General features: G+C 69.5%; 12 protein-coding genes. 6 read left to right on the forward strand and 6 right to left on the reverse strand.

Translation table 11 applies throughout. The features are described 5' to 3' along the window. Positions 1-19 precede the first annotated feature (19 nt). Together rfbB and Q9Q40_01075 are read left to right on the forward strand one after the other, a co-directional pair. Complete coding sequence (gene rfbB / locus Q9Q40_01070) at positions 20-1,117, forward strand: dTDP-glucose 4,6-dehydratase (protein MDQ7005803.1); 1,098 nt, start codon at positions 20-22, stop codon at positions 1,115-1,117. 16 nt (positions 1,118-1,133) lie between these two features. Then, positions 1,134-2,594 carry a UbiA family prenyltransferase gene (locus Q9Q40_01075; GenBank protein ID MDQ7005804.1) on the forward strand — a complete coding sequence of 487 codons (1,461 nt, stop codon included), beginning with the start codon at positions 1,134-1,136 and terminating at the stop codon, positions 2,592-2,594. A 248-nt stretch (positions 2,595-2,842) separates the two neighbouring features. Here the strand turns inward: Q9Q40_01075 and Q9Q40_01080 are convergent, their stop codons facing one another. Both Q9Q40_01080 and Q9Q40_01085 read right to left on the reverse strand, forming a co-directional pair. Further along, positions 2,843-4,378 carry a S8 family peptidase gene (locus Q9Q40_01080; protein MDQ7005805.1) on the reverse strand — a complete coding sequence of 512 codons (1,536 nt, stop codon included), beginning with the start codon at positions 4,376-4,378 and terminating at the stop codon, positions 2,843-2,845. Positions 4,379-4,820: 442 nt separating this feature from the next. After that, positions 4,821-9,998, reverse strand: a complete 5,178-nt coding sequence (locus tag Q9Q40_01085) for a sigma 54-interacting transcriptional regulator (GenBank protein MDQ7005806.1) — start codon at positions 9,996-9,998, stop codon at positions 4,821-4,823. Between the two features lie 237 nt (positions 9,999-10,235). On the opposite strand from Q9Q40_01085, the gene Q9Q40_01090 reads away from it, so the two are divergent. Further along, entirely contained in the window at positions 10,236-11,618 is a 1,383-nt protein-coding gene (locus Q9Q40_01090) for a pyridoxal-dependent decarboxylase (protein MDQ7005807.1), read from the forward strand. Positions 11,619-11,623: 5 nt separating this feature from the next. Here the strand turns inward: Q9Q40_01090 and Q9Q40_01095 are convergent, their stop codons facing one another. Beyond that, positions 11,624-13,159 carry an oligosaccharide flippase family protein gene (locus tag Q9Q40_01095; GenBank protein MDQ7005808.1) on the reverse strand — a complete coding sequence of 512 codons (1,536 nt, stop codon included), beginning with the start codon at positions 13,157-13,159 and terminating at the stop codon, positions 11,624-11,626. Positions 13,160-13,263: 104 nt separating this feature from the next. Between Q9Q40_01095 and Q9Q40_01100 the strand changes: the two genes are divergently transcribed. Both Q9Q40_01100 and Q9Q40_01105 read left to right on the forward strand, forming a co-directional pair. Then, complete coding sequence (locus Q9Q40_01100; GenBank protein MDQ7005809.1) at positions 13,264-15,321, forward strand: oligopeptide transporter, OPT family; 2,058 nt, start codon at positions 13,264-13,266, stop codon at positions 15,319-15,321. Positions 15,322-15,328: 7 nt separating this feature from the next. Beyond that, entirely contained in the window at positions 15,329-15,958 is a 630-nt protein-coding gene (locus tag Q9Q40_01105; GenBank protein MDQ7005810.1) for a YigZ family protein, read from the forward strand. A 201-nt stretch (positions 15,959-16,159) separates the two neighbouring features. On the opposite strand, the gene Q9Q40_01110 is transcribed toward Q9Q40_01105, so the two are convergent. Genes Q9Q40_01110 through Q9Q40_01120 form a run of 3 tightly spaced genes read right to left on the reverse strand, consistent with a single transcriptional unit; the run spans position 16,160 to position 19,080 of the window. Then, the gene (locus Q9Q40_01110; GenBank protein MDQ7005811.1) at positions 16,160-16,855 is read right to left on the reverse strand and encodes a Crp/Fnr family transcriptional regulator; all 696 of its coding nucleotides are present in this window, start codon (positions 16,853-16,855) and stop codon (positions 16,160-16,162) included. Next, positions 16,852-18,090 (reverse strand): cysteine desulfurase NifS, encoded by a 1,239-nt coding sequence (gene nifS / locus Q9Q40_01115; protein MDQ7005812.1) that lies wholly within the window; start codon positions 18,088-18,090, stop codon positions 16,852-16,854. The genes Q9Q40_01110 and nifS overlap by 4 nt, the downstream gene beginning before the upstream one ends. A gap of 18 nt (positions 18,091-18,108) precedes the next feature. Further along, positions 18,109-19,080 carry an iron-sulfur cluster assembly scaffold protein gene (locus tag Q9Q40_01120; GenBank protein MDQ7005813.1) on the reverse strand — a complete coding sequence of 324 codons (972 nt, stop codon included), beginning with the start codon at positions 19,078-19,080 and terminating at the stop codon, positions 18,109-18,111. A 104-nt stretch (positions 19,081-19,184) separates the two neighbouring features. Between Q9Q40_01120 and Q9Q40_01125 the strand changes: the two genes are divergently transcribed. Continuing rightward, complete coding sequence (locus Q9Q40_01125) at positions 19,185-21,824, forward strand: hypothetical protein (protein MDQ7005814.1); 2,640 nt, start codon at positions 19,185-19,187, stop codon at positions 21,822-21,824.

Here is a 21,824-nt window from a genome sequence, read left to right on the forward strand (position 1 = left end):
GGGTTCCGGAGGGAGCGGTATGCAGACCTGGATCGTCACCGGCGGGGCCGGCTTCATCGGCAGCAACTTCGTGCGCCTGGCCCTGGACCGGACCTCGGCGCGGATCGTGGTCTACGACAAGCTGACCTATGCGGGCAGCCTCGAGAGCCTGGCCGATGTGCGGGAGGATCCGCGCTTCCTCTTCGTCCACGGTGATATCGCCGACCGCCAGGCGGTGGGCCGGTTGCTCGATGAACACCGGCCGGATGTGCTGGTGAACTTCGCGGCGGAGAGCCATGTGGATCGTTCGATCGATGATCCCGGCACCTTTATCGAGACCAATATCCGCGGTACCTGGACCCTGCTCGAGGAGAGCCGCAGGATGCTCGCGGCGCGGGAGGCAAAGGCGCGGGAGGCGTTCCGCTTCCTCCAGGTCTCCACCGACGAGGTCTATGGCAGCCTGGGCGAGGAGGGGGCCTTCAGCGAGACCACACCGTACGCGCCGAATTCCCCCTACGCCGCGTCGAAGGCGGCGGCGGACCACATCGCCCGTTCCTACCAGCGTACGTTCGGCATGGGGGTCGTGATCACCAACTGCTCGAACAACTACGGCCCGTTCCAGTTTCCCGAGAAGCTGATTCCCCTGATGATCCTCAACGCCCTCGAGGGTCGGCCGCTGCCGATCTACGGTGATGGCGGGAACGTGCGGGACTGGCTCTACGTGGAGGATCACTGCGAGGGACTGCTCCGTGTGATCGAGGGGGGGCGGCCGGGGGAAAAGTACAACCTGGGAGGAGGTTGCGAGTTGACCAACCTGGAACTGGTCGACCGGCTCTGCGCGATTCTCGACGAGTTGCGGCCGCCTGCGGACAATCCCCGGATGCGGGACCGGGGATCGAACTCCTACGCCGACCTGAAGACTTTCGTCGCCGATCGGCCGGGGCATGACCGGCGCTACGCGATCGACGCGACCAAGATCCGCCGCGAGCTGGGCTGGACACCTCGTCATGACTTCGAGGCGGGGCTTCGGCGTACGGTGGAGTGGTATCTCGAGCATCGTTCCTGGTGCCAGGCCGTTCAGGAGAACAATTACGACCGGCAGCGGCTGGGGCTCGACCATGGCGCTGTCCGACACTGAAAGGAGGGGCCGCCGGGTGGACGCTGTTCCCCTCTGTGTCGACCTCGACGGCACCCTGGTCGCTACCGACACACTCTGGGAATCGGTGCGGAGGATCGTCGGTCGCCGGCCCTGGCGCCTGCCGGGATTGGGCCTCGCCCTGCTGCGGGGGCGGGTGGCGTTCAAGGCGGTGACGGCCGCGGCGGATGACTTCGAGGCCGACGCCTTGCCCTACCGGGAGGAGGTCCTCGACCTGGTGCGGCGCGCCCGCAGCGAGGGACGTCCGGTGCTGCTGGTCACCGCGGCCCACGAGAGTGTCGCCCTCGAGGTGGCCGCGCACCTGGGACTCTTCGACGAGGTGCTGGCCACGGGGGACGAGGAGAACCTCAAGGGTGCCGCCAAGGCTGCGGTGCTGGAGGGACGTTTCGGGCGGGGGGGCTTCGACTATGTCGGAGATTCCACCGCCGACCTGGCTGTCTTCGCCGTGGCTCGCAGGGCCTTTCTCGTCGCACCTTCCGGCTCGATGGCGAGGCGCGCTCGAGCGCTGACGGAGGGCAGGGGTGAGACGATCTGTCGCCGGCCTGCGCGCCTGAAGGCTCTGGTGGCCGCCTTGCGCCCCCACCAATGGTCGAAAAACGCCCTGATCCTGGCGCCGGCTTTGATGGGGCACGATCTGCCGGCTGCGTCCCAGGCGCTGGCGGGGATCTTCGCTTTTGTCGCCTTCAGCCTCTGCGCGTCCGCCGGTTACGTGCTCAACGACCTGGTGGACCTCGACGCGGATCGGCGTCATCGCAGCAAGCGCCGCCGGCCTTTCGCCCGGGGCGACCTGCCCCTCTACTGGGGGCCGTTTCTGGTCGTGGCGCTGCTCGCTGTTTCGGCGGGTCTGGCCTGGATCGCCACGCCGCCGATCTTCGTGGGCCTGCTCGGCTTCTATTTTCTGCTCAGCCTGGGCTACTCCTACGCCTTCAAGCGCCGTCCGGTGATCGACGTGCTGGTCCTGGCCGGGCTCTACACCTTGCGGCTGCTCTCGGGTGGGGTGGCGATGGGCATCGAGATTTCCGCGTGGCTGTTGGCTTTTTCGACCTTTCTCTTCTTTTCCCTGGCCATGGCCAAGCGGTATACGGAACTGCTGGCTCTCGAAGGGGGACGTGACGAGAAGATCGGGCGCCGGGGTTACCTCCGCCGCGACCTGGAGATGGTGGCCAGCATGGGGCCGGCCGCGGGCTACATCGCCGTGCTGGTCTTCGCCCTCTACCTGAACAGTGACCGCGTGCGGATGAACTACGAGGAGCCTTTCGTGCTCTGGCTGGCGGCGCCGTTGCTGCTGTACTGGATCACCAGGATCTGGTTCCTGGCGCACCGCGGGGAGCTCGATGACGATCCGGTGAAGTTCGCCCTGGTGGATCCCGAGAGCTGGGTTTGTGCCGGGCTGGTTCTGTTGATCGCGGCCCTGGCTCGATACTTGCCGAACATCGACCTGATCCAGCTCGTTCCCTAGCAGCCCGCTTCGCAAGCCTCTTCCGCCGTTCGAAAAGACCGGTTCCGCCGACGGGTGTCTTCTGGGGGGGCTTTTCGCCGGTGGGGGCGACGGAACGAAAGAAAGGGGCCCGGCTTGGCCGGGCCCCTGTTGTCGATGACGCCGGGAGCGATGACTGGGGGTGAGTTCGAGGGGTTAGGAGTGGGTCTCAGGTCGGCGAGAGGGGTTGGAAGCCCGCCGGTGCCCTCGGAATGGCCCCCGGCGTCGGTCTAGTCCTCGATCGTGCCCGGAGCCGTATCGGCCCAGAGGATACCGTCGCCCCAGAGGATGCCGTCGGCCCAGGCGGCCATGTCACCCCAGAGGATGCCGTCGCCCCAGAGGATACCGTCGCCCCAAACCGCGCCGTCACCGTAGACCTTGTCGAAGCCGGTGAGCAGAGCCGGGCGGCCGTCACGGGGGGTGATCAGGTAGAGGCTGACGCCGGCAGGGTGCCGTGCCACCAGGGGGGAGCTGGAGTTGAAGTGACCGATACCGGCCACTTCGTCGGAGAGTTCCATGGCCGCTTCCACGTCCATGTAGCCGGCGCCGCGGGCGAAGACGTCCACGCCCTCGAGCTTCTCGGCAGAACGCATCAGTACGGCCTTGACCGCGTCGTTGGTCATGTTCGGATGGCGCTCGAGGAGCAGGGCCGCGGCACCGCTGACGACGCCGGCCGCCATGCTGGTTCCGGAAAGCTCGATGCCTTCGTCGGTGAGCTTTTCCGGGTGCTCGGTGGCCAGGGTCGAACCGGGAGCCACCGGGCCGACGATGCGGTTGCCCGGAGCGACCAGGTCAGGCTTGACCACGAAGTCACCCCAGGAAGGACCACGGCTGCTGTAGGTCGTCACTTCGTCGTCGCCGCGGGCGATGGTGTTGAAGTCGTTCATCGCGCCGGCGGTGATCACCAGGGGATCGTTGCCCGGAGCGTTGATCGTCATGCTGCCGTCACGGCCGCGGTTACCGGCGGAGGCCACCACGGTCAGGCCGGCGGCCCAGGCGCGACGGACCGCGATGTTGACCGGGTCGTAGCGGAAGGACATGCGCGGCGCGTAACCCAGAGAGAGGTTGACCACCTGGATGCCGTACTCTTCGCGGTGGGTGATGACCCAGTCCATGGCCGCCAGGACGTCGGAGAGCCGGCCGCGCCCCTCGGCGTCGAGCACCCGCAGGACCACCAGGTTGGCTTCCGGTGCCAGGCCCTTGTCACCGGCGACGATGCCGGCGATGTGGGTGCCGTGGCCGAAACCATCGACAGCCTGTCCGCCGTCTTCGACGAAGTCGACCCGGGCCAGCACGCGCTCTTCGGGGAGGGCGGCTTCAGGGGTCAGGCCGGAGTCGATCAGCGCCACCGTCACGCCGCGGCCGGTGTGGCCGTAGCGCTGCCAGGCGATGTCTGCGTTGGTGGCGGCGCGGGCGACGTCCAGGTTGGCCCGCAAGACGCGGTCCTCGGTGATGGTCAGGACATCGGCGGCCTGGCTCAGGCGCTCGAGAGTCTGGCGGTCGAGGCGACCGGTGATGGCTCCGAGCCGCGTCGAGCGGAAGTCTTCACTCAGGCCCTCGAGGGCGGCGGGAAGCGTGGCTCCCTCGCGGAGCTGAATCACCACCGGGACCGTGGCGTCGCCGGTCGTGTCGGTCGCCGCGTTCTCGAAGAGCTGGACCAGCTCTGCCGAGACCTTGACCCGCTCGGGAACGGCGCCGAATACCATTCCGGCAGCGATAGCGACCAGGGCGAGGGTTGAAATCAGGATTCCGAGTCTACGTTGCATGGTCCTTCTCCCCATGGATGCCTGTGAAGGCTGGTTTCTGCTGCGGGGCTCAGGGGCTCATGGTGCGATGCCTTCCGAACCCACCCTCCTCTATATCAAGTTCCTTGCCAAGTCTGAATCAGTCTCAAGTTGTTGCTATAAAAAGACTTGATGCCTTTGCGACAAGGGGGGCGATTCTGTCTCTCCATGGCGGGTGTCTCATGCCGCGCGAGACCTGTAACCCCCTGCAAAAAAGCGTTTTGGGTCTGTCTCACGGGCCCTGTGTCAGCGAGACAGGGAGCCTCTGAGACTGAGACGGTCGCATCGGTTCCGGTAAGGGTCGCGGGGGTGTCTCAGGGCGGGTTCGGCCGAGCCTCGTCACCCGGGGCATCCCGGGGGGACGGCCCATGGGCCGGGGTGCGGGGAGGACGAGAGCCGTCTCCGCCGGCCCGGGCCGGCGCCCTCAGTGGCGGCCGATGCGGTGGCGGCGCAGGCGGCGATAGAGCGTGGCGCGGCTGATACCCAGCAGTGCCGCGGCCTGCTCCCTGTTGCCGCCGGCCTGTTCGAGGGCTTCTTCGAGCCGGCGCGCCTCCTCGATGTCGGATGCGGCCGCCGGGGCCCCCGCCGCTTTTTCGGGTGCGGAGGTGGAGGGGGCTGGCGAGGAACGGGCGAAGTGCGGGTCGGTGGCCAGGGCGTCGATACCGATCGGGTCGCCCTCGCTGACCAGCAGCAGGCGCCGGACGGTGTTTTCGAGTTCGCGAATGTTGCCCGGCCAGTCGTGGGAGCAGAGCTGGCGCATCACCGCTGCGGTCATCCGGGGCACCGGTCGGCGCGCGGCGGCCGCCTCCCGCTCGAGGAAGTGACGCACGAGGAGGGGGATGTCTTCCCGCCTCTCGCGCAAGGGCGGGAGCTGAATCGTCACTCCGTTGAGCCGGAAGTAGAGATCCTGGCGAAAAGTCCCTTCCGCCACGCGGGCTCCGAGGTCCTGGTGGGTCGCGGCGATGATTCTCACGTCCGTGGAGACGACCTGGTCGCTACCGAGGGGGCGGAATTCCTTTTCCTGGAGTACACGCAGCAGCTTGGCCTGCAGGCCGGGGCTCATTTCCCCGACTTCGTCGAGCAGCAGGGTCCCGCCGTTGGCCAGTTCGAAGAGGCCGGGGCGGTCCCGGTCCGCGCCGGTGAAGGCTCCGCGCCGGTGACCGAAGAGAATGCTCTCGAGCAGGGTCTCGGGAATGGCGGCGCAGTTTTCACTGAGGAAGACGTTCTCGCTTCTCCTCGAGGAGAAGTGCATGGCGCGGGAGATGACCTCCTTGCCTGTACCCGATTCGCCGAGAACGATCACGGGAACGTCCGTGTCCGCCACCTTCTCGAGCAGCTCGAAGACCCGGCGCATGCTCTTGGAACGACTCACCAGGTCGCCGAAGCGGTAGGTGCGGGCGGCGGCCTTGTAGTGCGCGTCGCGCTGCCGGGTCACCTTGCCCACCAGCCGGCCGTAGGCCAGGGCGACGGCGGCCTGGTCGGCCAGGGCCCTGAGCAGACGCAGATCCTCGGCGCTGAAGAGCGTGCGGTTGGCCCGGGAGTCGACGTAGAGCGTGCCCAGGTCGCGGCCTTCCATGCGCAGGGCCACACCCATCAGGGAGCGGATGCCCAGGGCGCTGACCGAAGGCACCCTCGCCAGGTCGGGATCGCTGCGCACGTCCGCGATGAGTACGGCGCCTTCTTTCGCCACACGGTCCTGCACCGCCTGGGAGAACTCGAGCCCTTCCCCGCGGCCTCCGCCCCGGTCGGTTCCGGCGGCGAGCAGCCATTCGCCGCCTCCCTCGTCACGCAGCAGCAGCAGGCCACGCTCCGCTCCGCAGGATTCAACGGCCAGGGCCACCACGCGCTCGAGCAGATCTTCGAGTCGGCCGCCCTCGGTGATCGCTTCACAGACTTCGTAGAGACGGGCCAGGGTGCCCGCGGCATCCACGCCGGGGCCCGTGCTGCTCAGCCGGTCGGCCCGCGAGAGGATCGCGGAGCGTTCCGGATCGGAGAGGAAAAGGGTGCGCCGGGATTCGTCGCTGATCGCCCCGGCCACTTCCCGCAGGGTTTGGGCCGCGCGTGTCAGTCGCAGGGCGGCACGGGCGGTCTCCCCCCGGGACTCGTAGGTTTCCGCCGCCAGGGTCAGCAGGCGGACTTCGGTGGCCACCGGTCCGTGACGGGCGGCGAGTCCGGCACCTTCCTCCGCACAGGCCAGCAGCAACCCCTCCTGGCCCAGCTCTTTCCAACTCGAGGCGCGTTCACAGAGCAGTTGAACCCGCAGCGCCGGGCCGTCCTCTCCGGTCTCGCCGAGCTGGGTGTCTGCCTCGTCGAGCAGGGTCAGCGACCGGGCGGGGTCGCCGGCGAGCCGGGCCAGCCGGGCCAGTTCGACCGTGGCGAGGAAGAGCTGTCGGTGGGCGTCGGCGGGCAGGGCCTGCTGCCGTACCTGCTCGGCGCACCGGCGGGCCTGTTCGAGGCGGCGGGCCCGGCGCAGATCAGCCGCCACCGCGAGCTCGGCGAAGAGTCGTTGCCGCTCTTCGCCGAGGGCTTCGGCCAGGTCTCGCGCCAGGCGGTTGTGCTCGCGGGCGGCGCGGGTGTCGCCCAGGTGGGTCAGCGCTTCTCCCATGGCCAGGAGGGCGGCGATGCGAGGACCGTGGCGTCCGACGATGGCCGAGTGTTCGATCAGCCTCTGCCCGACTTCCAGCGTTCGTTCGTACAGGCCCATGCGGTTGAAGAGGAAAACCAGGTTTTCCATCGCCAGTTCGACGGGAATTCCGGGAACCTCTGAAAGCTCTTCGATCAGCGATTCGCTCAGTCGCCGGGCGGCCTGCAAGTCGCCGAGGCGGGTGAAGACCAGCGTCTCGTTGGTGCGGGCCAGCAGGGCCCAGATCCTGTCCCCCAGCTCGTGGAAGATCTTCTGGGCCTTGCGCGTGGCCTCGATGGCGGCGGCGCTGCGGCCGGTGATGGCGTAGGGCAGGGCCACGTCCTGCAGGCCGTAGGCCAGTTCCCGGCGGTTTCCGGTCTGCTCGGCGAGTTGCAGGGCGCGCTCGAAAGGTTCGAGGGCGAGGGTATGGTCCCAGCGGGCCCAGAGGATCGAGGCCAGGACCTTGTTGGCCAGGGCCGCGGCCCGCGGATCGTCGGCCTTTTCCGCCAGTTCGATCGCGGCGCGGGCCGTGCGCTCGGCCTGCTCGCCCCGGCCCCTCTCGCGCAGTGCGGAGGCCAGCTTGCTCAGGGCCGTGGAGCGAGCGGCGAGATCATCGAGACGTTCGGCGGTCTCCACCCAGTCCCGGCAGACCTTTTCGAGAGCCGCGGCGTCGTGGGCTTCCCGCCAGGCCCGCGCCAGGCGCGGATAGACCTCGAGACGGGCCGGATCTTCGGGGGCCATCCGGTCGAGGGCGGCCTGGAAGAAGCGGGCGGCCCCCGCATACTGCCAGCGTTCGAAGAGCTGCTCGGCGGCGGCCAGCAGGTCGCCCTGCGCGCCCGCTCCCTCCGCGGCGGCCAGGCTCTGCTCGGCCAGGAGCACGGCGTCCTCGTCGTGACCGCGGAGATGCTCGGCCCAGCGTTGGTGCCAGCGGCGCCGCTGGGCGGCGTCGAGGCCCTCGAGCAACGCTTCCCGCAGAAAGGCGTGGGCCAGGTCCAGGCGACCGTCGCCGGTATGGCGGAGCAGGCCCCGCTGCGCCAGGTCCAGCACGCGGGCCCGGGAGAGATGGCCCGCCACGGCCTCGAGTTCCGCCTCGTCGACCTCCCGGCCGGCGGCGGCCAGGGCGGAGAGGATGTCGCGGTCCTGCTCGTCGAGTCTCTCGAGCCGGGCCCGGATGGCCTCCTCCAGCGTCCGGGGCAGGCCGCTGGGTTCGACCCCCTCGCGCTCGATCGTGCGTTCGGCGAGTTCCTCGAGGAGCTGATGGACGAAGAGCGGGTGTCCGCCGCTGGCCGACCAGAGCTGCCGCGCGATGAAGCTCGCGCGGGCGGGGCCGAGGCGCTGGGCCGCCAGCTCGTGCACACTCGCCGCATCGAGGGGTGTCAGGCGCATCTCGTCCACCAGTCCCTCGACGGCCAGGCCCTTCTTCCAGGGCCGTGTGTCGTCGCCCAGCGGGCGGGCGGCGGCGAGCAGGCGGAGCGGCAGCCGGCGGGCGCGCCGGGCCAGGTGCCAGAGGAAGTCCAGCAGTAGCGGGTCGGCAAGATGCAGGTCGTCGAAGACCAGGACCAGGGGGCGTGCCGCGGCCAACTCGCAGAGCAGCGAGATCAGGCCGTCGACCAGGTGAAAACGGCTGACCGCGATCTGCTGTTCACTCGTGCGGGGGCCGAGTACCGCGGGGCGGGGGAAGAGACCTTCGAGGCAGGAACTGTGCCGATCGAGAAGCTCCCGGGCGAGAGCGTCCCCGGCGTCGGCCGAGGCGAAGAGCCGATCGATGATGTCGCCGATGGGGGCCAGGGCCGAGCGGATCGGCGCGTGGCAGGCCGTGTGGGCGATCGCCACGCCCCGGACGCGCAGTTCCGCGATGAGGGCTTCGATGAAACGGGATTTTCCGATGCCGCCCTCGCCTTCGAGGAGAAGCAGCGGCGGCCGGCCCTCCTCGACTTCGGAGGGCGAGGCGTGAAGCGCGGTCAGCGCCCGGGTGAGTTCCTCCTCGCGTCCCACCAGGGAGGCTTCGTGGGTCGCCAGGAGCAGGGGCTGCGATCCCGTCCAGGGGGCCAGGGCATCGATCACCTCGCCTGCGTCGGCGAAGCGCCGGGCGGGGTCGATCTCGAGCAGCCGCAGCGCCAGGACGCTGAACTCCTCGGGGACGTCGGGGCGCACGCGGGAAGGCGGGAGGGGCCGGGCGGCGCTTCCCGTCGCAGGATCCGCCAGCGGCAGGTCACCGGTGAGGGTCTGGTAGAGGACGACTCCCAGGGAAAAGAGATCGCTGGCCCGGGTGGGCGGTTGCCCGAGCAAGACCTCGGGGGCGATATGGCCGACACTGCCGGCCGGCGGCGGCGCCGTGCCGCTGTGTCGTCGGGCGAGGGTCAGGTCCATCACCGTCACGGCCGCGGGAGCCGCCGCTTCGGCTTCGGCCTCGACGAGAATGTTGCTGCTCTTGAGATCCCGATGGAGCAGACCATGGCGGTGAAGCTGGTCGATGCCTTCGAGGGCGTACACCAGGGCCGCGGCGATGAACGACAGGGGACGACCCCGACAGGCCTCGGCGAAGGGCCGGCCCTCCACCAGGTCCATGACCAGGTAGGGACGGCCCGCCGCGGCGGGGTCGGTGCCGAAATCGTGGACGCCCACCAGCGAGGGATGGCGGAGCAGGGAGAGCACCCTGTATTCCTCGGCGAGAGCCTCGAACGCGCCGGTTTCCCGGGATTCTGCCCGGAGCAGCTTGAGGGCCTTGCGGCCCAGTTCTCCGCGGCCGTCCTTGACCCGGAGCACCGTGCCCTGGCTGCCCCGGCCCAGCAGGTCGATGACCTCCCAGCGTCCCGCGACCACCCGCAGGAAATCGGTGTCGATCGCCCAGCGTTCCATCCAGCGATAGATGGTGGCGCGGGAGATCCCGAGCAGACGACCGGCTTGCAGCCGGTTGCCGCCGGTCTGCTCGAGCGCTTCGACAAGCTCCTCGCGGCGGATCTCTGCCCCTCGACTCACCATTTCTTCCGCGTTCTTCCGGCGTGCCTTCGCCGGGAACTCCCCTCGTGTGATGTACGGTGACAGAGGTTTCCAAGCCACGTCAAGAGTGCAGTTTGAGCGGCGACGAGTGCGGCCCGGCTCGGCGGTGTCCGGGCTTGTTCCGGATGCGGTCTCGGGGGTAGAGTCCGGTTCGCGCATGGGGCGCGACGAGGAGGCCGGCGGGTGAGCGAAAAGCGGCGCGAGCAGGGCTTTCACATGACGTCCGAGGAGTTCCGGCGCTGGGGCCGGGAGTTGATCGACTGGATTGCGGACTACCACGAGCGGGTCGAGGCCCTGCCCGTGCTCTCCCGTGTCGAGCCCGGCGCCGTCCGGGCCGCCCTGCCCGAACACCCGCCCCTGCGGGGGGAGGATTTCGGACAGGTGCTGGGGGATCTCGAAGAGAAGGTCCTGGCGGGTATCACCCACTGGCAGTCGCCGACGTTTTTCGCGTTTTTCCCCGCCAATGTCTCTTTTCCGTCGATTCTCGGAGAACTCCTTTCCGCCGGCCTGGGCGTCCAGGGCATGCTCTGGACCACCAGCCCCGCCTGCACCGAGATCGAGACCCTGGTGCTGGACTGGATCGTGGAGATGCTCGACTTGCCCCGGGCGTTCCACTCCAGCGGCGAGGGGGGCGGCGTGATCCAGGACTCGGCTTCCAGCGCGACCCTTTGCGCCCTGCTGGCAGCCCGCCATCGCGCGACGGCGTCCGCCGAGGGGCCCCTGGTGGCCTACGCCTCGACCCAGGCCCATTCTTCGGTGGACAAGGCGATGGAGATCGCCGGGCTGGGCCGGCAGGCCCTGCGGCGCATTCCCGTGGACGAGAACTTCGCCATGCGACCCGCGGCCCTGGCCGAGGCGATGGCGGCGGACCGGGCGGCCGGGCGCGTTCCCTTCTTCGTCGTGGCGACCGTCGGCACCACTTCCTCGCTGGCCTTCGATCCCCTCGACGCGATCGGCGCCCTGGCCCGGCGGGAGGACGCGTGGCTTCACGTGGACGCGGCGATGGCGGGCACCGCGGCCCTCTGCCCCGAGTTCCGCTGGATCCACCACGGGCTCGAGGCTGCCGCGAGCTACTGTTTCAATCCTCACAAGTGGATGTTCACCAACTTCGACTGCGACTGTTTTTACGTGGCCGACCGTCGGGCCCTGGTCGAGGCCCTGAGCGTGGTGCCCGAGTACCTGCGCAACCGGGCTTCCGAGTCGGGGCGGGTGATCGACTATCGTGACTGGCAAATACCCCTCGGGCGTCGCTTTCGGGCCCTGAAGTTGTGGTTCGTGATCCGGCACTACGGCGTCGAAGGTTTGCGGCATCACGTCCGCCGCCACGTGGAACTGGCCCGGGACTTCGCCGAATGGATCGAGGCCCATCCCGACCTGGAACTCGCCGCTCCCTGTCGACTCAACCTGGTGTGCTTCCGGCATCGCGAGGGTGACGCGGCCTCCGAGCGGCTGTTGGATCGGCTCAATGCCAGCGACCAGCTCTACCTGACCCACACCCGGCTGAACGATCGCTTCGTCTTGCGCATGAGCATCGGCCAGACTCATACCGAAGAGCGCCACGTCGACGTGGCCCGGGAAGCGATCCAGCGGCTCCTGTAGCGGCCCTATGCCGCCCGCCTGGGCCACCACCAGGCGCTCAGGGCGAGCCACCCGCTGAAAATCGCCCCCGACAGGGCCCCCTGGACCAGCAGGGAGAGCAGGCCCCCGGGGGCGGGCAGCAGGCGGCGCAGGAAGAGCACCATCCCCGCGGCCACGAAGCCCGCCGGATAGACGCGCAGCACGACCTCTCGCAGAAACCTGCCGGCTTCGATGCCCAGGGGGGGGAAGACAAGGCGGAATTGCAGAGGCAAGGCCAGGGCGTAGCCGGCCAGCGTGCCCGCCACGACCCCGGCCACGCCGAAACGGGGAGCGAGGGCCACGGACAGGGCCAGGTTCAGCGTGGCGGCGACCATGGCGATGGCCGACAGGCGGCGGACCTGGGCCTGGGCGATGGCGCTCTGGCCGGGAAAGTTGGTCAATCCGGCGAAAGCCCAGTAGCTGACGAAGACGGCCGAGGGCAGCGCCCATCGCTCCCACTCGGCGCCGAGCCAGATCCGCAGGAAATCGCCCGAGAAGATCATCGCCGTGCCGACCACGGGCAGGACCAGGGCCAGGTGGTAGCGCGTGCCGCGGTAGAGTACCTGCTCGATGGCCGAGCGATTGCCCCGGGCGGCTTCCCGGGCGACCAGAGGCATCAGGGCCGACCCCAGGGTGCCCTGGAACTCGCGCACCAGGTTGTGCAGGCGAGCGGTGACGTGATAGCAGGTGACCGCTTCGGCCGAGACCAGGACGCCGAGGATGACGTGGTCGGTCTGGTAGAAAATCAGCGAGGCGAGCTGCATCAGGGCCAGGGGGGCGCCCACCCGCCACAGGGCGCGCAGCCACTCCCGGGAAGGCGGTGGGGGGGGACCCGCGGGGCGTGGCAGGCGGGATCCGGCCACCAGGGCCAGGGCCAGGGCCTCCGCCGCGCGAACGCCGGCCAGGGCGGCGAGGACCAGCCACAGGGGGCCGGCGGCCCGGGCGACCAGGAGCGTGGCCACCGAACCCGCGATGGCGGCCAGGCCTCGCACCAGGGCCAGGCGCGGGTATTCCTGGAGCCCGGCCAGGGTGTCGCCGAAGACGTTGCCCACGAAGCGCAGGGCGAGCAGCAGGCCCGCCAGGGCGAAGATCAGCCGCCCTTCCGCGAGGAGGGACGGGGGAAGACGGAACAGGCCCACGCCGCCGGCCCAGGCGAAGAGGGCCAGGGCGCCGCCGAGGAACAGTCCGAGGGCTCCCAGCCACCGGGTGGCCAGGCGTACCAGGGCCCGCAAGGCCGCCGTCTGTCCGCGCCCGGCGAGGGCGGCGATCTCCCGTGTATAGGCGCCGGCCAGTCCGGGGGCCAGGGCGCCCACCAGGCCGGAGAGCTGCAACGCGAGGGCGAAGAGGCCGAAGCGCTCGTTGCCGTAGACCCGGATCACCCAGGCCGTGGCCCACAGGCCCATGGCCGCCGCGATCACGCGCAGAGCCAGGTTGGCGCCGGTATTGCGCAGGAAGAGGCGGGTCAGCACACCCCGGGGAAGGGAGCGCGCGGGGTCGGAGCCGGCCGTCGGGGAGTCAGACACGAGGCGCAATATAGCGGCCCCGGGTGGTCCCCGTCAGCCGGAAGGTCGGTGGTGGTAGAGTGTGCCGTCCGCCGCCCGGAGAGGCGGCGCGGGAAGGAGAGCCGATGAGTCACGCTGCCGGGGACGAGATCAAGGGCCTGCCGGACAACGCGAGGAGGGAACTGGCTCCCGGTGAGCACTACGTGCCGGTGATTCCCGACGAGTCCGGTGTGGCGGAGGTGACGCTTCGCTCGGTGACCCTGGGGCTGATCTTCTGCGCGGTGTTTTCCATGGCGGCCGCTTACCTGGCGTTGAAGGTGGGGCAGGGGATCGAGGCGGCGATTCCCATCTCGATCCTGGCCATCGGCCTCTCGCCGCTGTTCGCCCGCAAGAGCACCCTGCTCGAAAACGTGATCATTCAGTCCATCGGCGCCAACTCGTCCCACGTGGTCTCCGGTGCGGTGTTCACCATTCCCGCCCTCTACATGCTCTCGGCGGTGCCCGGATCCGGAGTCCCGCAGCCCACCATGCTGCAGGTGATCGTCGTTTCCTTCCTCGGGGGGTGCCTGGGCATTCTCTTCCTGATCCCCTTGCGCTATCACTTCATGGTGGAAATGCACGGCCGTTTCCCCTGGCCCGAAGGGACCGCCACCACCGAAATCCTGCTTTCCGGCGAGCGAGTCGGAGGCCAGGCGAAGATCCTGGCCATGGCCGCCGGCCTGGGCGCGCTCTATGACGGACTGGTCACGACCTTCCACGCCATGGCCGAGGAGATCTCTTTCCATGCCGTGGGGCTCGGCAACCTGCTCTCCCGCCACTTTCTCCAGCTCCGGGTGCTGAACAATGCGGCGATCGTGGGCATCGGCTATATCGTCGGTCTGCGTTACGCCGCGGTGATCTGCGCCGGATCGTTCCTTTCTTACTTCGTGCTGGTGCCGGTGGTGCATGCCATCGGGCAGCACGTGAGCATCGTCCTGCCCCCCGGCGCGGTGCCCATCGGCCGGATGAGCCCTGACGAGGTCTTCACCGGATACGTGCGCATCATCGGTGTGGGTGGCATCGCCGGCGCCGGGATCCTGGGGATCGTCTCTTCGCTGCCCTCGATGATCCGCTCGATCGTGGCCAACATCGCGGGTATGCGTCACCAGGACACCCGCGCGGCGACGGAGGTGCCTCGCGTCGACCGCTCCCTCGGCGGTCGAACCACCATCGTGGGCCTGGTGATCTTCGCCCTGGCGGCGCTTCTCTTCTTCTCTTTCGGGATCGGCGCGGCCAGCTCCCTGGGCTACGCGGTGGTGGGCACCCTGCTGGTGATGGTCATCGCCTTCCTCTTCGCGCCGGTCGCGGCCCGGGCGATCGCCATCGTGGGTACCAACCCGGTGTCGGGGATGACCATGTTGACGCTGATCATCACCGGCGTGGTGATGCTCAAGATGGGTCTGAGCGGCGGCATGGGGATGTTCGTCACGATGATGATCGGGGGCGTGGTCTGCACGGCTCTCGCCGCTTCCGGCGCCCTGGCCTCCGATCTGAAGATCGGCCACTGGATCGGGGCCACGCCCTCGCGGCAACTCGCGCTGAAGTTCCTCGGCACCCTGGTCGCGGCGGTGTTCTGCGGATTGGCCCTGTGGGTCATGGCCCAGGCGGATCCTTCCCAGGGTTTCGGGACGCGAGCGATTCCGGCGCCCCAGGCCTCGGCGATGAAGGAGATCCTGGTCGGCATCTTCGGTGCCGTCTCGCAGCCCCTGCAATGGTACCTGTTCGGCATCGGCGTGCTGTTGGCGATGATCCTGCGCATGGCGGGGGTACCCGCCCTGGCCTTCGCCCTGGGCATGTACTTGCCGATGGAGCTCAACACGCCGGTGCTTCTCGGCGGCATCCTCTCCTGGCTGGTGGCTCGGCGGGGCGCGGGAGAAAGTGAAGAGGTCTCCCGCCTGCGCAGCGATCGCGGCGTGTTGATCGCGTCGGGGCTGATGGCCGGCGGGGCGATCATCGGTGTGGTGGATGCCATCGCCAACGCCGTGATCAAGGGATCGACGGGAAGCACCCGGGCCAAGGCCGTGGTGCACCTGCTCGACGACGCCAGCTTCCGCGGTGCGACGGGCGAGATCGCCGGCATCTTGACCCTCGTCGCGCTCTGCGTGTTCATCGTCGCTTTCTCCCGTCGGGCGGCCGCCGACTGAGGGTCGCATGGGCCGCGAGGAGGACCGCTACCTGGCCGTGGAGCGCGGACCCGAGATCGAGATCAAGGTCAAGGGGTCGCGGTTCATCGGCCAGGTCCTTCCGGCTTCGGACCGGGAGCAGGCGGCCGCCGGACTCCTGCAGGTACGGCGCCGATACCACGATGCGACCCACCACTGCTGGGCCCGGCGGGTGGGAGCGCCGGGTCGCGACAGCACACGTTACGACGATGACGGCGAGCCCCCCGGCACCGCCGGCCCGCCGATTCTGGGAGCCATCGAAGGGGCGGGGGTGTACCAGGCGCTGGTGGTGGTCACGCGCTACTTCGGCGGCACCAAGCTGGGCAGCGGCGGGCTGGTGCGGGCCTATGGTGAAGCGGCTCGGGATGCCCTGGCCGCCGCGCCCCGGCGCGCGGTGTGGCTCGAGCAGGCTCTGGAGTTGCGTTGCCGGTGGGAGGACCTGGGGACGGTCGAGGCGGTGCTGGCGCGGGAAGGCGCGTGGCTGCGCGGCGTGGAGCGGGAGTTCGGAGACTGCCCGCGGCTGGAAGTGCGGGCCCTGCGTTCGAAGGCGGGCGCGCTGATCGCCGCGCTGACGGAGGCCACGGGCGGGCGGGTCCGGGTTCAGGCCGTCGAGGAGTGATCCGCGGGGAGCGTGTCAGCAGGTTCGGGGCGGTGGGCGAGGGCTCGTCGCACGCCCCGCGGAAGCGAGCGGCTCCATGCCCTCCAACCCCGCTTCTCGAAGGCGATTGACGCCCCCCAGGCGCTGGCCTCCGACGAGACCTCCTTCATCCAGGGATGAGAGCCGGCGGTGGAGGGCGGTCCTGTCGGGGCGTGCCGTTCCTTACGGCTTTCCCCGGTGGCGGTCGGCGAGCTGGGCCAGGGCCTCCGGGTCGAGCAGGCGCAGGCGGCGGGCGGAGAGGGGTTCGAGCAGACCTTCGCGGGCCAGGCGGCTGAAGATGCGCGAGAGAGTCTCGGGAATCGTGCCCAGCAGGCTGGCGAGCTGGCCGCGGGAAATCTCCAGCTCCACCACCGGCTGCGCGCCTTTTTCCACTGCGTGCAGGTCGAGCAGGTAGGCCGCCAGGCGGGAGGGGACTTCCCGCAGGGAGAGGTCTTCGATCACCCCGGCGAAGTGGTGCAGCCGCCGGGCCAGGGCCGCCAGCAGCTTGAGGGCCAGTTCCGGGCGCTGGCGGAGGAAGGTCAGCAGGCCGTCCCGAGGCAGGAAGAAGGTGCGCACCGCGTCGAGGGCCAGGGCGGAGGCCGGGTAGGAGCCGCCGGCAAACACCGGCACCTCGCCGAAGATCTCCCCGGCAGTCCAGATGTGCAGGATCTGCTCGCGTCCCTCGGCGCTGGACTTGAAGACCTTGACCCGGCCTCCGAGCACCACGTGGAAGCCGACTCCCGGCTCGCCCTCGTTGAAGATCACCTGGTTCTTTTCGTAGCGCTGGACCCCTCCCAGGGCGGCGAGCCGGCCGAGTTCGTCGGGGCTCAGGCGGGAAAAGAGGGGCAGGGCGCCGAGCACCTGCACGAGGGTCTTCATGGGGCGCTCGCCGCGCCGCCCGGCTCGAGCATCGCCATGGCGTCGGGCCGGGGGCGGTCGGCCTGCTGGTCCCAGTAGGGCGACAGGCGGCGCAGGCTGGCCACGATGCCCGGAAAGACCTCGACGATGCGTTCGACGTCCCGCTCGCTGTTGTAGCGTGAAAAGCTGAATCGCACCGATCCGTGCATCGCGGTGAAGGGGACGTCCATCGCCCGGAGCACGTGGGAGGGCTCGAGGGAGCCGGAGGTGCAGGCCGAGCCGCTGGACGCGCAGATGCCGTGGGCGCTGAGCTGGTAGAGCATCCCCTCGCCCTCGATGAAGTGGCAGGAGAGGTTCGAGGTGTTGCCCAGGCGCTCGGCGCCGGCGCCGTTGACGCGGGCGAAGGGAATGCGCGCGAGCAGGGCCGACTCCAGCCGATCGCGCAGGGCGGTGATCCGGCCGTCGTCCTCGGCATGACCGGCCACGGCCACTTCCAGGGCGCGAGCCAGGCCCACCACGAAAGCCACGTTCTCGGTGCCGCCCCGGCGACCCTCCTCCTGGTGCCCGCCGAGCAGCAGGGCGCGGCAGGGAGTGCCACGACGGATGAAAAGGGCTCCGACCCCCTTGGGGGCGTGGATCTTGTGTCCTGAAAAGGAGAGCAGGTCCACGTGGGGCAGGGCGCGCTTGAGATCCAGCGGCAATTTGCCCGCGGTCTGGGTCGCGTCGGTATGGAAGAGGATCTCCGGGTCGGTCTCCTTGGCCAGCCGGGAGAGCCGCTCGATGGGAAAGATCACGCCGGTTTCGTTGTTGGCGTGCATCACACTGACCAGCAGGGTGTCGGGACGCAGGGCCCGCACGTACGCGTCCAGGTCGATCCTGCCGTCCCGGTCGACGCCGATCCAGCTCAGCTCGTAGCCTTCGCGTTCGAGAGCCTGGCAGACGGTGAGCACGGCGGGGTGCTCGACCCGCGTGGTGATGATGTGTCGCCGTTCGGGCCGGGCCTTGGCGCAGCCGAGGATCGCCGTGTTGTTGGACTCGGTGGCGCAGGAAGTGAAGAGGATCTCGCGGGGCGCCACGCCTCCCAGGCTGCGGGCCACGCTGCGACGGGCCGCGTCCACCGCGGCGGCGGCGGAGCGCGCCGCCTCGTACATCGACGAAGGATTGAAGTAATCGTCCCGCAGGTAGGGCAGCAGGGCCTCGAGCACTTCCGGGGCGACCCGGGTGGTGGCGTTGTTGTCGGCGTAGATGATCTCCATCGCGTTCCCTTGCCGGGCTCAGACTTCGATCACCCGGATCCGTTCGTCGACCCGGTCCTTGAGGGCCTGTTCGACGAGCATCTTCATCGTACGGCCGGCACTCATGCAACTCGCACAGGCACCGGAGAGCCGGCAATAGACGAGCTTGCCCTTGATGTCGACGATTTCGATGTCGCCGCCGTCCCGGGCCAGGGTGGGACGCACCGCCTGCTCGATGGCTTGTTCGATCCGCTTGGCGAAACGGTAGGGCGAGTCGCTCGGGTCGGGCGCCGCCTCTCGCGGCCGGGCGGCCGCGTGGCCGCCGGGGAGCAGCGGCAGTTCCTTGAGCCGTGTCGGCCGCGGCCCCCACACCTCGTCGAGCAGATCCTGCAGTCCACCCGGGGCGTGGTGGCAGGACATGCAGGCTCCGCCGGCCTTCACGGCGCCGGTGATGTCGGCGATGGTCTTGAGCTGCAACTCTTCGATCTTGCGCTTGAGGTAGGGTTCGGTCAGTCCGAAGCACTTGCAGACCATCCGCCCCTCTTCCTGCTCGTGGGGTTGGATGTCGATGCCCAGCTTGGCCAAGTCGACCCCGCGCTTCTGGGCCCAGTTGAACACCGCCGCATCGAGAGCTTCGGCTCCCATCACCGAGCAGTGGATCTTTTCCTGGGGCAGTCCTTCGAGGTAGTCGACGATGTCCTGGTTGCTGATCTCCAGGGCCTCGATGGGCGTGCAGTGACGTTCTTCGATCATCGCGCAGAGGGCTTCCGAGGCGGCGATGGCGGAGGTGCAGCCGAAGGTCAGGTAGCGGGCTTCGGTGATCCGGTCGAGGGTCGGATCCCGGGGGTGTCGCTCGACCCGGAAAGTGAAGCGCAGAGCGTCACCACAGGCGATGGAGCCATGCTCGCCGAAGCCGTCGGGATCCTCGATTTCACCCATGTGGGTGCCCGGCCTGCCCCGGACGGCGTCCATGAACAGACGGGTGGTTTTCTCGCTGTACTTCCACGCCATGGCTTTCTCCGCCGGGGGCTGCGAGGGATCCGGCCATCATAGCGAAAACTCCCTTCCGGGCCAGTTGGGCGTAGATTAGGGCGGATGCCGGAGGAGATCCGAAGATGGGTGAGAAAAGGAACCGTCGGTGGCGGGTGGTGGCGAACGGTTGCGGGATCCTGGCCGGAGTGGTCCTGGCCTGGCCGGCGGGCCCGCCGGCCGCGGGCCAGACCGTAGTGCAGGTCACCGATGTCAAGACCACCGTGGCCGGCCCCCCGGTCCTGGACGACGCGGGCACCTTCGTCTACACGGGCAGTTCGGCGGACCTGGCCGGGGAGAACCCCTCCCACGCTTTCCAAGTGGTGCGCTTCGACGCCGCCAGCGGTGCGGCCGAGGCCCTGACGGCGGTGGAGCGGGGCTCGGCGGCGCTGGTTTCGGTCAGCGACGACGGCGTCTGGCTGGCCTTTCCCTCGCCGGCCGACCTGGTGGGCGAGAACCACGATCGGGGTTCGGAGCTCTATCTCTACCGCAGCGACGGTACGGAAACCCGGCAGTTGACCCACGAGGCGGCCCCGGACGGAGGCGGGGTGGGACTGGTGGCCCTGGCCGGGAGCGGCTCCCGGGTGGTCTTCGTGGCCAACACCGACCCCCTGGGGGAGAACGCCGACAACCTCTCCCAGCTTTTCGCCGTCGATGCCGACGGCACCGGCCTGGTGCAGCTCACCCATTTCACGGCGGGAGGCTTCGACTCCCTGTCGATCAGCGACGATGGGGCGCGCGTCGTCTTCGTCAGCGACGGCGATCCCCTGGGCGGCAACCCGGACCGGGGAGACGAAGTCTTCGCCGTGCTGGCCGACGGCACGGGTCTGCGCCAGCTCACCACCACCGCGGCGGGCTACGCCGCCCCGGCCGCCTCCCTTTCGGGAGACGGCTCCACCATCGCCTTCCAGTCCAGCGGCGACCCGCTGGGCGGCAACCCGGACCACTGGGACGAGATCTTCGCCATCGCCTGGGACGGCACGGGCCTGCGCCAGCTCACCCAGACCCAGGTGGCCCTGGGCGTGACCGGCGATCCGGCTTCCCGGGCGCCGTCGATCAGCGACGACGGCCAACTGGTGGTCTACCACTCCAATCACGGCACCCTCTTCGCGAATCTCGACGGCAACTTCGAGATTTTCCGCGTGGGCAGCGACGGCACGGGGCGGACCCAGTTGACCAGTACCCTGCTCGAGGCCGGCTCGTTCCTGCCCACCTTCGCCGGGGGCGCCGGCCGGATCGCCTTCTACGCCCTGGACAGTGAGCTGCGGCTGCGGGTGATGGACGGCAACGGCAACGGCGAGCGGGACCTGCTGGTGATGGACACGACCTCCCATCAGGAGCCCACGCTCTCGCGCCCCGGCGACCTGGCGGTCTTCGTGCGCCGGACCGGTGTGCTCGGCGGGGGCGACCTGTGGCGCCAGCAGCCGCCCGGGGCGCCCTCCGAGAAGATCACCAGCCTCGGGGGCGGCACCCCGGCCGGCCCGGTCCTCAGCGACGGGGGCACGATCTACTTCAGCGCCGACAGCAACCCGGGCGGCGGGCTGGCGAACCTGGACGGGTCGGAGGAGATCTTCAGCGTCCAGGCCGACGGCTCGGGGTTGACCCAGCGTACCTCCGCCGGGGCGGGTACCGCTTCGCGGCGGCCGGCGGTCAGCGCCGATGCGACGGTGGTGGTCTTCGACAGCGACGCGGACCTCGACGCCAGCAATCCCGATGGCTCGCGGGAGATCTTCCGCCTCGACCCGACCGCCGGCAACGCGGTGACGGCCCTGACCTCGGGACCTGCGGGGACCGCCAGTGCCCGGGCGCGGATCGACGCGGCCGGCGGGTGGGTGGTCTTCGAATCCAACGCCGACCTGGCGGGCGGTAACGCCGACGGCGGCTACGAGATCTTCCGCGTGCCGGCTTCGGGCGGCGCGGTCGAGCAGATCACCGACTCGGCGTCTCCCTCCCGCGCACCGGACATCAGCGACGACGGCGGCATCATCGCCTTCGCGTCGTCGGGGGACCTGGCCGGCGCCAATGCCGACGGCAACAGCGAAATCTTCGTCTACGAGCCGGCAGGCCCCACCCTGCGCCAGCTCACCGACACGACGAAGGGCGGCTCGGGAGGCGTGCGGCTGAGCCGGGACGGGCAGTGGGTGTACTTCTTCTCCGACGCGCCCTTCTTCGAGGACGATCCCGACGCCCCGGTGGATCTCTACCGGGTTCCGGCCCAGGGGGGCGGTGTCGAACGGGTCTCGGCCTTGCGGGCGGGGCTGCTCGGCGGGCTGGGAGACGTGGGCTCGCTGGCCGGCGGCTCCCTGGGTATCGGTGACGATGCCGGACGGGTGCTCTTCTCGGGCGTGGGGGACTTCACCGAACAGAATCCCGACCTGCTCGGTGAGCTGTGGCTGGTCGACGCCGGGCGGGCGCCGCGGATCGAGGTCTCGAAGGCCGCTCCCACGGTGCTGCACTGGCGGCACGAGTCGGGTCCCCTGCGCTACGACGCGATTCGCGGCTCGGTGGACCAACTCGGTGTCGGCGACCTGGGCCCCGTGGTCTGTCTCGAAGACGACTCCCCCGACGCCGACACGGAAGGCTTCGGCGACAGCCAGGCTCCCGCCCCGGGCCAGGCTTTCTTCTACCTCTATCGCGGCACCCGGGGGCTGCTCGACGGTCCCGGCAGCTACGGCCGCAGTTCGGGGGGCAGCGAGCGCCGGCCCGCCAGCGGCGGGTGTTCCTGA

The sequence above is a fragment of the Acidobacteriota bacterium genome (genome assembly GCA_030949985.1).
Taxonomy (GTDB): Bacteria; Acidobacteriota; Polarisedimenticolia; order J045; family J045; genus JALTMS01.